General features: G+C 37.2%; 13 protein-coding genes. All 13 read right to left on the bottom strand.

The window, feature by feature from the left end:
* Positions 1-2: 2 nt before the first annotated feature.
* Complete coding sequence (locus H8S17_RS01055; RefSeq protein WP_186865858.1) at positions 3-1,052, bottom strand: glycosyltransferase family 2 protein; 1,050 nt, start codon at positions 1,050-1,052, stop codon at positions 3-5.
* A complete protein-coding gene (locus H8S17_RS01050; RefSeq protein ID WP_186865857.1) occupies positions 1,042-2,031 on the bottom strand; it encodes a glycosyltransferase family 2 protein in 990 nt (329 codons plus the stop codon). The genes H8S17_RS01055 and H8S17_RS01050 overlap by 11 nt, the downstream gene beginning before the upstream one ends.
* Before the next feature lie 12 nt (positions 2,032-2,043).
* Entirely contained in the window at positions 2,044-3,354 is a 1,311-nt protein-coding gene (locus H8S17_RS01045) for a class I SAM-dependent methyltransferase (protein ID WP_186865856.1), read from the bottom strand.
* Positions 3,354-4,622 (bottom strand): ABC transporter ATP-binding protein, encoded by a 1,269-nt coding sequence (locus H8S17_RS01040; protein WP_243237927.1) that lies wholly within the window; start codon positions 4,620-4,622, stop codon positions 3,354-3,356. Before H8S17_RS01040 ends, H8S17_RS01045 begins: the two co-directional genes overlap by 1 nt.
* A gap of 5 nt (positions 4,623-4,627) precedes the next feature.
* Positions 4,628-5,413 carry an ABC transporter permease gene (locus H8S17_RS01035; RefSeq protein WP_330595584.1) on the bottom strand — a complete coding sequence of 262 codons (786 nt, stop codon included), beginning with the start codon at positions 5,411-5,413 and terminating at the stop codon, positions 4,628-4,630.
* A 185-nt stretch (positions 5,414-5,598) separates the two neighbouring features.
* The gene (locus H8S17_RS01030; protein WP_186865855.1) at positions 5,599-6,531 is read right to left on the bottom strand and encodes a glycosyltransferase; all 933 of its coding nucleotides are present in this window, start codon (positions 6,529-6,531) and stop codon (positions 5,599-5,601) included.
* A gap of 1 nt (position 6,532) precedes the next feature.
* Positions 6,533-7,348: a glycosyltransferase family 2 protein gene (locus H8S17_RS01025; RefSeq protein WP_186865854.1), complete on the bottom strand. Its 816-nt coding sequence runs from the start codon at positions 7,346-7,348 to the stop codon at positions 6,533-6,535.
* A 19-nt stretch (positions 7,349-7,367) separates the two neighbouring features.
* The gene (locus H8S17_RS01020; protein ID WP_186865853.1) at positions 7,368-8,528 is read right to left on the bottom strand and encodes a glycosyltransferase family 4 protein; all 1,161 of its coding nucleotides are present in this window, start codon (positions 8,526-8,528) and stop codon (positions 7,368-7,370) included.
* Between the two features lies 1 nt (position 8,529).
* Entirely contained in the window at positions 8,530-9,420 is an 891-nt protein-coding gene (locus H8S17_RS01015; RefSeq protein ID WP_186865852.1) for an NAD-dependent epimerase/dehydratase family protein, read from the bottom strand.
* 21 nt (positions 9,421-9,441) lie between these two features.
* A complete protein-coding gene (locus H8S17_RS01010) occupies positions 9,442-11,145 on the bottom strand; it encodes an AAA family ATPase (RefSeq protein WP_330595583.1) in 1,704 nt (567 codons plus the stop codon).
* A 13-nt stretch (positions 11,146-11,158) separates the two neighbouring features.
* Complete coding sequence (locus H8S17_RS01005) at positions 11,159-11,779, bottom strand: sugar transferase (protein ID WP_178050391.1); 621 nt, start codon at positions 11,777-11,779, stop codon at positions 11,159-11,161.
* A 256-nt stretch (positions 11,780-12,035) separates the two neighbouring features.
* The gene (locus tag H8S17_RS01000) at positions 12,036-13,970 is read right to left on the bottom strand and encodes a hypothetical protein (RefSeq protein ID WP_186865851.1); all 1,935 of its coding nucleotides are present in this window, start codon (positions 13,968-13,970) and stop codon (positions 12,036-12,038) included.
* The gene (locus H8S17_RS00995; RefSeq protein ID WP_186865850.1) at positions 13,948-15,930 is read right to left on the bottom strand and encodes a hypothetical protein; all 1,983 of its coding nucleotides are present in this window, start codon (positions 15,928-15,930) and stop codon (positions 13,948-13,950) included. The genes H8S17_RS01000 and H8S17_RS00995 overlap by 23 nt, the downstream gene beginning before the upstream one ends.
* Positions 15,931-15,961 lie beyond the last annotated feature (31 nt).

Genomic DNA, 15,961 nt, shown 5'->3' with positions numbered 1-15,961 from the left:
CTTCACTTTCTTTTTATCTGTTGATATAAATTCAATGCAATATTATAAAATGACCAAAATACACAGGTTGCATACAAATTGTGGTGTTTTAGCAGATGCACCGATACCCGTCTATAAAATCTGACAAACCAATTTTCCCATGTGATAAATTCTTTAATTTCAAAATTTTCCCATATATTGGGATACATTACATATACCTGCTCCATATATTTTTTTAGAAGTTCGTATCTTCTTTTGAATTTTTCCATTCGAATCGGATAAAAAGCTAATGATAAAATCTGATGCAGATATACAGATCCTTTTATCTGTTCCTGCTTCTCTTCATCTAATTCCTTTATCCTTTCTTCACACATTTTTGCTGTTTCTAAAATAACAAAACGTTTTTCATTAAATGCACTATTTTGTATTGATCCTGTACGCTGATAATAATTATAATATGGCTTCTCTACAATAGCTATTTTTTTTGCTCTTCCTAATATAATTGGCGTAACAGCAACATCTTCATTATTTTTTCCTACCGGAAATGTTAAACCTGAATACAAACTACGTCTAACTATTTTGTTCCATGAAGCCGGCATCATTGACATATCAATAACCTTTGCAAAATTCCCTGTTCGTGCTGGTACAGCACATGACCATACTCTATTTAATGAATCATCATCATATACTAATTTAATATCACAAACAGCTATATCTGCATCTTCTTTTTCAATTGCCAATAACATATCTTGATACATTGATGGTTCAATATAATCATCGGAATCTAAAAAAATAACAAAGTCTCCGTTTGCTCTTTCTAAACCATAATTTTTCACATCGGAAAGTCCACCATTAGCTTTGTCAAATTGTTTCAGAAATTGCGGATATTTCTTGCAATAATCCTGTATGATCTTAGGTGACTCATCTGTTGATCCATCATTGATAATCAAAACCTCAACCGGCTCTTCCACTTGTGAAACCGCTTCAACTACAGAATCTAAACATTTTCTTAAATATGCTGATGTATTATAAACCGGAATAATAACTGATAACTTTATACCATTATAACCCAAAACGTATTCTCTCCCTCTCTCTTCTTTCTAGTACTTTTTTCTTGATTTCATCCGAAATAGTGAAATTCTGCATTGCAAAATCCTGCAAACGTACAATTTCATTAAATTCCTGCTCATGTGATGTGGATAATGTTAAGCCCTGTGTCTGCATTCTATGATAATTTAATGACTGTTTAAAATACGCAATCTTACCCCTTTTCAGAATATTCATATATGTATACCAATCACCTGCTAATTTATATTGCTTCGCTCCCTCTAGAATATCATAATAGTCATCGTTTCGGATCACAGCACTTGAAACATTTGCAATAGTATTATTTATGCACATTGTTTCAGCCACTTCATCACATCCATCTTTCACATAATCATCATCCCACTTCCCTGTTTGAAACAGATCGATCCAAACTCTCAGATCTCCCATTAAAAGTATATTGTTTTCATCTATAGTAAGTGACTCACAATAAGAAATAACTACCTTATCATCCTCAAATCCCTTCATGACAGTTTCCAAAAATCTGCAATCGCAACTATCATCTGCCTCAGCAATCCACACAAACTTTCCTTTTGCATATTCAAATGCTTTCTGCCATTGTGAAAAAACACTTCCAGAATTTACTTCATTCTTAATTAAAGTTATTTTAATATCTGTCTTATTTTCTTTGATACGATGTTCAATCAAATCTATACTTCCGTCTGTAGAGCAATCATCTAATATGATCAATTCACTCACTGGATATGTCTGAAATAAAATTGAATCTATTCGTTCATCTAAAAATCTCTCATAATTATAATTTGGTATAACAGCTGTTACTTTTTTTATAGGATTTATAACTTTAGGATATTTATCTTTTGACATATAAATATCCACTCTTCCGTTAACAGCTTTTTGAACCTGTGGGCGAACTTTTTCACGTATTTTATTTTTTATTTTTTCAGGAATTGGTAATCTTCTAAAAAGACTCCTTGTAAAATTCAACATATCTTACTCCTTTTAAATTTCTTTTTTTCCTCTATTAATAAAAAATCCTCTTCTATTTGCTGAATACTGTTGCAGGCTTTTACGATGTTGCTGAAGTTCTTCCTCTTTCTGCTGAAGTTCGACCTCTTTCTGTCGGAGTTCTTCCTCTTTCTGCTGCACTACCTTTTCATAATCTTCGCAAACTTGCCGTATATGCCCCTGTTCATAAAGTAAGGTATTCATCAGTTCCACATATGATTCATCGTCAAAATCATACTTAATAACATTCATGCTTATATGCAGCCTTGTATCACAATCAGTATGATCGAATCTTATTTCCGGTATGTCTTTCACAAAATATAACTTATTTCCAACAGCCACTCCATTATGTGTATAACTGCACTCATTCCATTCACCTAATTCATTGCATACTTCTATTTTTATTATTTCAAGTACACAATTACAATTCAATGGATAAATCAGGGTTTTCTTACTGTTTTTCAAAATTTCAAAATCCACTTCTATACTTCTTCTGCTTGGATCTATTTGGCATGAAATACTTTTCTCATAAGTGAATACTCCATTTCTATCATATTGTACTTCCATCTGATAATACGAAGTAGAATCTAACGAAACAATTCTTTCAAAATTTCCCTGTAAGTACTCTGTGCTTAAGGATAAAGCAAACATATATTGATATACATTCCCATGGGGGCGGCAGATAAGTGCTTTAAATACTTCTTTCGGAACATCTTGATATGTGTTCTTAATCTCTGTTTCTCCTACGCGAATAATACTTGCACGTTCTTCCACAATCGCCCATCCATCCTTTTGTACCATATTCTTAAATGATTCCTCGGTAAAAAAACGAAGATGTGTATTGTCCAACAACCCTGTAGGATTATAGTTAAAGCGATCATTAAATAGATCAATAATAATTGAATTATGTGCCGCATTAGGCACTGAAGTTAATATTTTTCCATCTGGTTTTATTACTTTTTTACATCTTTTTAACACTTCCCATGGATTAAGCAAATGTTCTAACACATCAGCAAAAATAACAAAATCATATTTTTCGTTCAATTCTAACCAGTAATATTTTTCAATATCACCTTTTTCCTTCCCTAATAAAGCATTATTTGCGTATTCTGCCGCTTCCTCTCCTGACTCTTGATCGATCTCGACAATATCAACCAAACATTCTTTTTCTTCTTTCAGATAGCGCGTCAATCGTCCATTTGCCGGACCAAATTCTAATACTCTTGTTCCTTTTGTTACTCTTGAAGCAATCCAGTTTAATGGATTGGCATCATATAATTCTAAATCAAAATCATATTTTCCCATCATTTCCTCCATTCATGTGGAATAATGCACACACCTTCACCAATATAATCAGCTGTCACTGTAAATTCCTTGATCTTAGCCCTATACTGAATCGGTACTGTGGCTGTTTTATCAAATAGAGCAACATCAAAATAATATCGTCCACCTAGTGTTCTGATACCATGTGTATAACATAACTTATAACAATTCCGACCATATTTCCATGGAATTTTCTCATTGTCCAACATAGTATTTACTCCACAGATATACTCGTCATCAATTCTTTTTAATGCAACTCCTAATACAGGATGTGCTACTTTTTCATCAAATACATCATAATATACTTCAACAATCATTTTTTCAAAAAGATCAAATTCCTCACAAGGCTCTCCTTTTTCATTTACAATACGGATACCTGCAATTTCTCCCACAGCTTCCTCTGATCCTTTTCTAAACTCCGCAATCCCCTCTATGATATCCTCTGAATTATTTTCATCTTTATTTTCTGGCAGACATTCCTCATCCATATCACACATTTTAAGATAGTCCAAGTACTGATCGCAAACTCGATTTGTATCTCCGTAGGTCTGAACTTTTCCATCTAACAGCCATAATCCCTTTGTACATAATCTGCGAATCGCATTTATGTCATGCGATACAAATAACACTGTTACTCCACTATCCATCATTGATTTCATTTTATCCATACATTTCATCTGGAATCGTAGATCACCTACACTCAATGCTTCATCTACAATCAATATATCCGGTTCAACATTTATAGCAACTGCAAATGCCAGTCTGGCAAACATCCCAGATGAATATGTTTTTACAGGCTGATATATAAAATCTCCTATATCTGCAAAATCAATAATGCTCTGGATCTTTCCTTCCATTTCCTCATGTGAAAATCCCATCATAGTTCCGTTTAAATATATATTTTTAATTCCCGTAAATTCCGGATTAAAACCTGTTCCCAACTCTAAAAGTGCTGCAATTTTTCCTCGGATACTAATTGTTCCTGATGTAGGTGTCAACACACCTGTAACTAATTTTAGCAGTGTAGACTTTCCTGCTCCATTTGTTCCAACAATTCCAACTACGTCTCCTTGTTTTATTTCCAGACTAATGTGATCTAATACGCATTTTTCTTTACTATACTTGCTCCGGGAAAAACTAAAGGTCTCTTTTACTCTGTCAAATGGCTTTTCATATAATCTATAACATTTTGTTAAATTACTGATTGTTATTGCATTATTATCCATTGTTTTTCCTTTCAATTTTACCATCTATTTTATAAAACATCCGCAAAATGTGGACGCATCTTTTTAAACACAATATTTCCAATACATAACATTCCCAGTGTCACACACCAGAAATAAGCTGTTAACACCGGTTGTTCAAAAAACCACTGTTTATTAATAAAACTGTCACGATATCCTTCTATGATATAGAATACCGGATTCAATTTTACAATCCACTGATAATTGTCTGGTATGATAACATATGACCAAATAATAGGCGTTGCCCATAATCCAATCTGTAACACAATATTTACAATCTGACCCAAATCACGAAAAAATAATATAATAGATGATGTGATTTTTCCTAATGCATACACTAAGATAACCGCACAAATCAAATAATATAATACCTGCACTACATAAATCGTAATTTCTTCTCGATTTGCAATGGCAATCACAAATAATAATCCGATAAAAACTAGATGGATAAATAATGTTGATAATATTTTTACAATTGGCAGTAATTCAATATCAAACACTACTTTTTTGACAAGATAAGAATATTCTATGAGACAATTAGTAACTGCATTTAATGCATCTGAAAAAAAGAACCATGGCACCATTCCTGTAGCAAACCAAAAAATGTAACTTACATTCTGAATAGGAGGCGTTGATTTTAATCCAAACTGAAATACGCACCAATACATTACTATTGTAATGACAGGCTGCACAAAAGCCCAAAAAATTCCAAATGCCGATCCTGCATACTTTGTAGAAAAATCATTCACGGCAAGATCCCATATCATCTCTTTATTACGCTTAATTACCCTTATCACACTTGTACCTCTTTCAACTATAATAGAAAATTATAACATTCCTATCCTGCAATTACAAGACTATCTTCCCCTTAGCCAGCTTTGAAAGGTAAATTTATTTATAGCCTGCCAATTTGGGAAATTCACATTACTCCTCCGAATTTTGGATTGGTTCAGAAGCTATACTGCATATGTTACAGGTTTATTTATTTTTCTGCCTCTCCGATCGCTTTTTGGTAAGCATTCTTCGTCTGTCTGTCAAATTCATCCCAATATTCTTTTAACTTTTCATCTTTTCTGCTTCTGATCCGATACAAGGTTCTCCTGTAATGATAAAGCAGCCATAATTGCCACTTTTTAGCATGCAGATAGTGACTGCAATAATACAGTTCACTCTGGCAGATACATTGATACATAAACGGCTGTATTTGCATAATTGTTGCCCCATGTCTGTGTATGACTACACTGTCCGGATAGTAAAGCGTCTGAAACCCTTTCTCCTCCATATGAATTCCAAGAATCGGTTCTTCATCATAAAGAATTGTCCCTTCATCAAGTGGGGTTACTGCTTCTGCACATACCCTGCTCATCATAAAGCAACAACCAGATACATAATAGACCACTGAAGGCTTGTCTATCTTCTGATCCAGACAATAATATCTGCGATACTTCCTTCGGAAAACCTTTTTTGCAACAGTAAATACCTGAAAAATTTCCCTCATTTCTGTTTTCATTGCACAACGGCTCACTTGTATATTACCATCTGTATTTAACACCTTAGGTCCGACAATTCCGACTTTTCTGCTTTTAAACGCTACTAACATATTTGAAATGCTCTCTGATGTAAATACAATATCATTGTTTGTGAGCAATATAAACTCACAGTTATCTACTAATGCCTGCCGGATACCTATATTATTTCCTGCTGCATACCCTCTGTTTTCTGCTGCCTGTAGAAAAGAAACGGTTTCTCTATGTTTGGCAAGATAGTTCTGACATATTTCCGGCATCAGAATAGGGGACGCATTATCCACAAGATAAATATGATATGGTATTTCACCGATCGTATCTTTAATACTCTCCATACAACGGATACTGATCTCCCATGTCTGATAATTTAATATGATAATTCCTAACATGTTACAACTTCTTTCTGTAATACTTTTTCTGAAGGATGGCAGAAACTCTCCATGGGATCAGTCCTACGATCAATGGCTTTATCACATAGATCATTCCTTTTGGCATTAGTCCTAATGATGAAAATCCCTGATATTTCATTTTTGCCTCATTCCATCTGTAACGGTACTTGCGACGTTTATATTGATTATCATCTCTGCGGATATAATAAAGGATGTCTTCTACATTGCTCCCATAACAGCCATTTGCATAAAGCCTTAAAAGCATATCATAATCTTCCATCCGCACTCTCTTTTTTGTTGTATCATAGCCATGTACTTTTTGTAATGCCTCTTTACGAAACATACAGGAGGCATGTACAAATGGAACAGAAAAAAGAAAATCCTTCGCCTTAGGAGTTTTACAAAACCAATAAGTTTCCTGATCATCCCCTATATCCTGAATGAAGAATTGACCTCTGCCACCTACAAAATCACACTCCCCATGCTCATCTAAATATTCCTTTTCAATCTCTAATCTCCTCGGATCAGAAATATCATCTGCATCCATCACTGCTATATAGTTTCCGCTTGCCTGTCTGATACAGCAGTTTCTGGCATAGCCTGCTTTTCTGTTTTCTTTATTGTGGATCAGTTGTATTCTGCTGTCCGTTGCTGCGATCTTCTGTAGTTTTTCCCAGGTATCATCTGTCGATCCATCATCACAAATGATAAATTCAAAATCCAAAAATGTCTGACTGCAGATTGATTCTATTGCTGTTCTTAAAATTTCCTCGCTCTGTGCATTATACACTGACATGATCACGCTGACCTGTGGCATCTTTTTCTCCTCACATCTGCTAATTCTTTCCGATCGTTAAATAGATCTGTTTCATTTTCTCATGTACATATTCTATACTAAACTGCTGTATCTTCCTTTTGGAATTTACGATCAGTTTTTCTCTGACAGAAGACTCCCGTTCTAACTCCATGACTGCCTGTGCATAGCCTTTTATACCCATCGGTTCTACCAGCATTCCTTCTGTTCCATCTGATATCAGATCGACGTTACCGCGTATCCTGCTGCTGACACTTGGAAGTCCTGCTGCCATTGCCTCCATAAGCGCCACCGGAAGCCCTTCCTGCAGCGATGGAAAAACAAATGCATCTGCCGCATGGAGCAGTTCTTTGATATCCTCCCGATAACCGGCTAAAACCACTCTTGTTTTCAGATCGAGCTGATCGATCAGCTGTCTGTCACTATCTTCTTTTTCCCCTAGTCCAACAATGAGATATTTCACTTTTTTATCCGGTATCTCTGCCATTGCACGAATGACCGTTTCCTGATTTTTTCGTTTTGAAAGCTGTCCCACACTCATAATGACAAAATCATCTTCTGTAAATCCAAATGTATTTCTTACTGACTGCCGATCTGCCTCACTCGTTTCATACTTATGAATATCGATACCGATTCCCGGAACATAATAAACTTCTTTTGCATAAAACTTTTTCGCCCTCTGATAATCTTCCTGATTGATCGTGATCAACACATCCGTATACCTTGAAAGCATTTTCTCCACCGGATAAAACATCACCCAGTTTTTCTTCGGTGCACCGGCATAAAAGTGAAACCCATGTGCCACATAGATCACTTTTGTCCCGTGTTTACGCATTTTTTTAGCTGCAAGTCTTGCCACTACGCCACCGATCGGTGACTGCGTATGTATCAGGTCATATCGTTCCTGTTCACACAGTTTTTTCATCTTCTGATAGGAACTGCATATGTCCTTTATATGTGTGATGCTTCTTGGAATTTCGATATGAAATGTCCTGATACCTGCGGCTTCTAATTCGTTCCGGAACCGGCTGACTCTTTCTTTGCTCGTGATACTTCCAAACTCAAAATTGGCTGCTACATGTACTTCATAGCCGAGTTCCTGCAAAATATGGATATTATCCATATTAAACAGATCGATCATGGAGGCAACGGATGCTGTCATAAGGGCTTTCTTCTGTTTCATTCTATGCTCCTTCTGTTCTTTGTACTGATTCCTGCAGACTGTAGATCTGATAACGGTTATTTTCGTACCGGCTCAATTCTTTATCATATATACAGCTTCCAAATGCCTTATTGGCAAGCTGCCCGATCTTTCCGGGTATTTTTCCTGCTAAATATACAAACGGAGTCAATACGGCTGTCAGATGTATCTGCTTATCTGCCGCTTCTGCGATCTTTTTTACCATCTCTGAGGTGACTGTATATTCAGCATTCTGCGGATAGAATACTCCACCGGATCCATTTTCTATGATCTCCCGCAGAAATTCACACAGATTCCCGATATAGAGCATACTGCGTTCATTTTTTACCTTTGGAAATACCGGAAGTTTTTTTGCCATCTTCGCAAGGACCGGATAATTTCCTTTGCTGTTTTTTCCATAGACCATAGGAAGTCTTAGTACTGCTGTCTGGAATATTTCATCACTCATCTTCTGGATCGCAAGGTCTGCCTGCAGCTTACTGTCACCATAAAAATTAGCCGGAGCCGGTATCGTATCCTTTGTGATGACTTTATGCTTTCCAAGCGGGGCACTCTCTCCATATATGATCATACTGCTCGGGTAGATAAACAGTTTTACTCCGGCACTTTTTGCCATATCTGCCGCTTCTACTGCCATTTTATAATTGACATCGTAATACTCTTTTTTGACATCTTCTGTAACATTTCCTACATCTGCATGTGCTTTTCCTGCTACATGAAGTACTGCATCATAATCACTAAAATCCGTATTACGCCATGTTCCATCACTCGCCGATACACTTGTGACCTCTAATTCCGGTGCATAGGTTTTTGCATAAGAGGCAAAGGAAGTGCCGATATAACTGTGTTTTCCAATGATTAATGCTTTTTTCATATCCTGCTCCTTCCGGTCCTCTTAGTCTATCTTCATCATTTTGATCATACAGTTCTTTTTACAGAAACAGATCCCATAACCATATATGGTCTGGTATCCTTCTATTTTTAATTTCTCTCCATACTGCTGTCTTTTGATCTGTTCTATGGCATTCTTACATTTTTCTTCCATCTGTTCATATCTGTCTGTTTTTTTGATTTCTATGATATATGCTGCCTGATCTAATTCGAATGGAACGATCTGAATATCCGGTCTTCCATTACCAGCTTCCTTGTTTGAACGCACAATATAGTCTGGTATATTGCTTAACAGTCCAAGCAGGTAACCATGATAAAAACTTTCTAAATTATCATAATAACTGATACTCTCCATTAACTGACGGCGTAAAATTGCTGCCATCTTTTCACAATTTCCTGTCAGCAATGCCTGATAAAGCGGTTCTTTATCTGCATGTTCTATCTGTTCCCGAAACCATTCCTGAATGGTATTCCGGTAAATATAACGTATTTCTTCATTTGGAATTGACATTTTAAGGTATATCGTATCTATTTCAAACCGTTGTTCTTCTGCTTTTAAATAGCCGGTAAAAAAAAGAAAATTCCACAAATTGTCCTGATTTTTATAAATATCTTCATAGGTGATATCTTCATGGACCGGTCTTTCAATACTTCCACCCTTTATTAACTCTTCAATTTCCTGTTTCACTTCTGCAGTAGAGCGTTCCACAAGTTCTCTTACTATATGATTTGAAGAAGTATTAGACCAATATGGTTTTGGGAATGCTTCAGGATCTAAAACTGCTGTTTCTACATAGTTAATAACACTCCATGGATTATATACGTTTGTCTGTCCAAAAAGATATCCATTATACCACTTTTTTACTTCATGAAACTTCTCCTCTATGCCATATGCATATAATATTTCTTTCGTTTCTGTTTCTGTAAACCCAAAATATTCTGCATAATCTTTATTTAAAACAGAAACGATCTTCAGATTATTTAAGCCCGTAAATATACTTTCTTTGCTGATCCTAAGACAGCCAGTGATCACCGCAAATTCTAAATGATCGTTTGTCTTTAATGCGGATTCAAACAATGAACGGATAAAATCGATCATCTTCGTATAAAAACCGCAAAAATATGCATTTTCCAAAGGGACATCATATTCATCGATCAGAATGATCGTTCTTTCCCCATGATATACTGATAAACATTCTGACAAAAATTCAAGAGCCTTGGCATTATCCACCGCTTCTCCCTGCTGATCCATTAGTAACTGATACCGCTTCTTATTGGATTCTGACAATGCCTCTCCTGTCAGAACATAGCGATGTCTTTCATACTCCTTTGCAATTTCATCAAGCAGACTTCTATATGCCATTTCAAAATCCGGCTGTTTTGCTGATTTTAAAGATAAATGGATAACCGGATATTTCCCCTGATATTCCATATAAGATGCATCTGTTCTATCAATCGCCTTTCCTTTAAAATAGCGGCTGTTATCTATTCTATTTCCATTCCGGTCCCACTCACATTCAAAAAAAGTCTTTAACATATTTAAGGTGAGCGTCTTTCCGAAACGTCTTGGACGCATAAACAGTGTGACCTTTGTACCCGCATCTATCAATTCTTTGATCAAAAGAGTTTTGTCTGCATAATAATAATTTTTATCCAGCATTTCTTTATAATTTTCGATTCCTATCGGGATTCTCTTTTTTTCTGCCACTGCATACACCTCTTTATTTTTTCTTCATCTCCCCGGTTCCGCCTTCTACCACGCCATCTGCCTTTAATACTGACGTAAATGTACCCAAAATGCATCTGGTATCGAACCAGAATCCCATTTTTCTTACATATTCACCATCTAATGCCGCTTTTACCGGAATCTCAAGTTCATCCCTGCCATTGATCTGTGCCCAGCCGGTCAGTCCGGGGATCACGTCATTTGCTCCGTATTTATCCCGCTCTGCAACCAGATCATCCTGATTCCACAGTGCCGGTCTTGGACCGACAAAGCTCATGTCACCCTTTAAGATATTAAACAGCTGGGGCAGTTCATCTAATGATGATCTCCGCAGGAAACGTCCTACTTTTGTAATGTACTGATCCGGATCTTTTAACATATGTGTCGGCATATCCTTCGGGGTGTCGATCCGCATGGTACGGAATTTGTAGATTGAAAAATAAGTCTTATGGATCCCTACCCGCTTCTGTTTAAAAAGAACAGGTCCTCTGCTGTCAATCTTGATCGCAATGCATAGTACGATCAGGATCGGGGATAATATAATACAGGCGCACAGACTTAGGATAAAGTCTAATGCGCGCTTTACTTTTGTATAAATCAACTGATGTTTTGTCATGGAATCATTCTCCTTCCTTTGGATGATATGCCGGTATATCTCCACGGTACGAAAAAATTCTGTTCCTTCTGTTCTATTATATGAAGTCTGACAGAATTATTCAAGATACTGCTAGGAAACATTTTGCCATAAGCATATACACGTTACAGTTCACACAGCAGACAGACATTTACTGTCTGGCTGCGTAAGAAAGTGATTCAGGTGGTGATTTTTGCTTCGCAAAGCGAACTTTCATGCAAAAATCACACGTTACTGCTCACGGAGTGAACAGTAACATATACATAAGCAGCCATACCGGCTGGTAAAATGGATATTCTACATTTCCAAAGAACCCTGCCACGATAAAAAACAGGATTACACCTAATGTAAGCAGGTGTCCCGATGGAATATTCTTCTTATATTTCCTGCACTTTTCAACAGCTGTTTTTACTGCAGCCACAAACATCATCACATAGGCTGCTGCCGCAAAAATACCGTACCGGAACATGACTTGCAGGATCTGGTTTTCTGCCCCTCTCGGTTTGTTCCAGACAGAAAGATTGACAGCTTTATGTCCAAACAGATTCATTTCCCTGATATACGCCTTTATCGTCAGGAACCATTCATTCAGAGAATGATATCTGACGTTCTGGTATGCTTCGATACCTGACTGTGCAAGAATACCTATGACAGCAGGATCTTTCAGTGTTTCAAACTGCTCTTTTTCATAGGTAGTCATGGTTTTTAAGATCCATGGGATATGTTTTACGGCAAGATAATAGACTACCACAGCCACACCTGCATAAAGCAGGTAAAAAATCATATTCTTTTTATCTGATCTTGATAAACTTCTGATTGCCTTTCCCACATAAAAGAGCAGCAGGACGGTACAGCAGAAACTGACGAATACTGCAATCTCTTTTCCACTGAGTAATACCTGTAATCCTGCGATTCCCAGTCCACAGATATAGCCGGCTAATTTCTTTCCATATTCCCTGATGCGCAGGCACTCATAGATCTCTATACTAAAGATCAGGACTAAAAATGCTGAAAATATTCCAAAATCAGATGCACTTGTCATATAGCCATTGTATAAAAGTCCATCATACTTTAACCGGAAGATCATATTGTAAAGCATACCGATCACCGCAAATAGTTCGATCCCATGCAAAAAATCCCATATGATCTCATCAGGATCTTTCATCTGCCGCCAGACGTATACGAAAAATCCCATCACAAGCAGCATGATCCAGCCGGTAAATTTAAACCGCTTACTGACAACAAAGTCCGATACACAGGTAAGCAGCCAGAATACATACCACCAGTATACCTTTTCAGGCTGACCCTTAACGGCTTTTAATCTGCCCTCTCTTGACAGGAAGGTGATCAGCAATAGTACGATCACCGCCACGAATGTATGATAACGGTAATATGCCTTTCCCGAATACAGATTGCAGTTATACATGACTATCATATAAGCTGTCAGAAAGCAGAACAGACAGCTGCGTATCCTGCGAACTTCTTTTTTCTTCTTTGAAGTCAGGGCAAGCCCATTTCCGGTCAGTTCATAACCATACTGTAAAAATCCATCCAGCTTCTGACAGGCAGTTAAAACGTAACGTTTTTGTCCGCACTTTTTCTGCAACAGTATGCCTGCTGCAAATGCTGCTACAAAAATGAGCCCAAAGAGCAGTATGCCCTGCCGTTTCTGTGGGATATTCTCCATTAAGACCATTTTTTTGATCTGAAACTGCAAGCCTTCTCCACCTATGATCTGGATAGAAAACCGCCGGAACGGTACTTCCGGCTGCAGTGCGATCCAGTTTTCCCCGTTCTTTAGTGTGATGATCTGCTGTCCGCTAAACTGACCGTTTTCATCATATTCTTTCAATACCCAGTCCACCTGTGGTACATTCAATTTATCTAATTTCAGGTATATGCATTTCCAGTCTACGGCATTATTCCATTTTCCATATTTTTTGACTGCATCATTACTTATGATCGTATACTGTTCTGTTTCTTCATCATACCGCCACGTACTGCTCATTGATGTTAATGTCTTATTCCGTACTTCATACACCTGCCCTGCAGCCAGTATCCTGTTTTTATCCATGGTATCTGACAACAGGAGATTTGTTATGATATAACTAAATAATGCCGTAAACAGTATCAGTCTGATATATTTTATTTTAATTTTCTTTTTTCCCACCATCAAAATATACTCCCATGATCAGGTACATACCATACCAGCATATCCAGCCAAATGGCAGTTCCAGGTTCTCCATCACTAAAAGCCATATGCAGCATAACATATCTGCTAAAATGAAAAAGGCATATTTACGGTCATCGTACATATTTTCCCAGAAATATCTGACTGCATAGATCAGATTATACAGTATCATCATGACATATGGTACTAATGCAAAGATACCATAACGGTACATGATCGCAATATATCCATTATGGGGCTTATGTCCGCTTCCCCAGAACGTCGCATTGTAATAATGTCCAAACAGGTTCATATCACGTAAATAGGCTTTCCAGTACAGTGTTCTGCCTGATGTCAGCGTTTCTAAGGATACACTTGTCTTTAATTTGTATAGGATACGGTTATTATTTCCCGGCTCTGCTGCGCTTACATTTAACAGAAATGGATGATCTGTAGCAGTATCCATATAAAAATCATTTGAAAACTTGATCTCTGTATGAAGCATTCTCGGAATATGATAAATACTATAATTGTTTACCGTAAATCCAATGAAAAATACCAGTAATAACATCGGTATCCCAAAAAATCTTATCTTTTTCCGGTTGATCCATAGTTTTAACGAAAAAATAAGTGCTGCTAATGCTGCTGCCAAAAGGCTTGTGATACTCTGCGTTTTCCATAACATATTTGCACAGATCCCAAGCATACAGACAGAAAACAGATCATGTTTGATATTTGGTTTCTCTGTATAATCAAACTTCATTTCCGCTAAAAATGCGATCCATACAAACAGGATATATAAGCCAAAGATTCCGGGACTATACCAGGATCCCATGTAGCGGTAACCCGGCAGTACCGGACGGAAAAGCCAACAGAATAACAGATTAGGGAGGAAACTCCAGCGGATTCCCCTTATAAAATCTTTTAACAGCCATTCCCTATGCTCCATATTTCCCCACATGAAGAATAAGAAGCCCATCACAAATATCATCAGATATCCCATGTACGCAAATCGTTTTTCCACGATCAGATCAGAGAGCATACTGATGATCCATAATAGAAACCACGATGTCACAAATTTATTGTTCCAATTTAATATGTGCAGTTTTTTCTCCCAGCATAAAAGTGCGGTCAGGATCAACAGCACCACACAGATAAGGGCTAAATACCGATATCCCTTGTTGGTATAACGCTGAAAGATAAAACAGATCTGTGTGATCAGGAATATGCTGCAAAATAATCCACTCCTGATCTGTGCTTTTTGTTTTTGGGAATATCTCTGATGCAGGATCTCTCCATTCCCTCCTGCATACATAAATAGCTTCTGCAATCCCTCTACCGGTGCATACCATGGGATCTTGCGAAATCTTTTCTTAAAACAAATGTATAAAATCCCCGTAAGCAGCATAAATCCTGCCCAAAGTGGCAGCAGATATATGATAAACTTCGATTTTGAAAACAGGGATTCTTTTTCCCGAAACTGTAACTTATCGATACGAAAGGCTGCCCCCGCCTGCCCTTCAATCACAATATCCATTCTGTAAAACTGATCTGCCGGAGTTTTGATATAGTTATCGCCTTCCGCAAGTACCGTATCAATGGAACCTGTAACTACATCATTTACATCATAAAACTCTAATCTTGTTAAAAGCTCTCCACCATTCATCGCTGACAGCCTGATACACAGATCATGCCAGCCGCCTGTTTTATCAAGCAGATAAACATTCTTTACTGCTGTATCCGTATCCACCACGAGTGCCTGTGTTGTTTCATCATAGTGTATCGTGTCATTCCAGCAGGATTTCCTGCCGTTCTCCTCTACATCATACACTTTCCCTGCGTCATAAAAACGATCTGCACAGAAAGCTCCACTCAGGATCATAAGAGAACCGGCAATCCCAAACAATAAGCCTGTTAAGATCCAGATAATTTTCCAGTAAATTTTATCAATCAACAATCCCAATATGATATTTCCTCCAGTAGTATTCTGATCT

Origin of the sequence: Roseburia zhanii, assembly GCF_014287635.1 — a bacterium.
Lineage (GTDB): Bacteria > Bacillota > Clostridia > Lachnospirales > Lachnospiraceae > Roseburia_B > Roseburia_B zhanii.
The sequence above is the reverse complement of the archived record's forward strand: the minus strand, read 5'-3'. Positions and strand labels throughout refer to the sequence as shown.

What these genes read in the sequence shown, in the direction of transcription:
- H8S17_RS01050 (WP_186865857.1), bottom strand. Translation starts at nt 2,031, where the DNA reads ATGTTGAATTTTACAAGGAGTCTTTTTAGAAGATTACCAATTCCTGAA.
- H8S17_RS01045 (WP_186865856.1), bottom strand. Translation starts at nt 3,354, where the DNA reads ATGGGAAAATATGATTTTGATTTAGAATTATATGATGCCAATCCATTA.
- H8S17_RS01040 (WP_243237927.1), bottom strand. Translation starts at nt 4,622, where the DNA reads ATGGTAAAATTGAAAGGAAAAACAATGGATAATAATGCAATAACAATC.
- H8S17_RS01030 (WP_186865855.1), bottom strand. Translation starts at nt 6,531, where the DNA reads ATGTTAGGAATTATCATATTAAATTATCAGACATGGGAGATCAGTATC.
- H8S17_RS01025 (WP_186865854.1), bottom strand. Translation starts at nt 7,348, where the DNA reads ATGCCACAGGTCAGCGTGATCATGTCAGTGTATAATGCACAGAGCGAG.
- H8S17_RS01020 (WP_186865853.1), bottom strand. Translation starts at nt 8,528, where the DNA reads ATGAAACAGAAGAAAGCCCTTATGACAGCATCCGTTGCCTCCATGATC.
- H8S17_RS01015 (WP_186865852.1), bottom strand. Translation starts at nt 9,420, where the DNA reads ATGAAAAAAGCATTAATCATTGGAAAACACAGTTATATCGGCACTTCC.
- H8S17_RS01005 (WP_178050391.1), bottom strand. Translation starts at nt 11,779, where the DNA reads ATGACAAAACATCAGTTGATTTATACAAAAGTAAAGCGCGCATTAGAC.
- H8S17_RS01000 (WP_186865851.1), bottom strand. Translation starts at nt 13,970, where the DNA reads ATGGTGGGAAAAAAGAAAATTAAAATAAAATATATCAGACTGATACTG.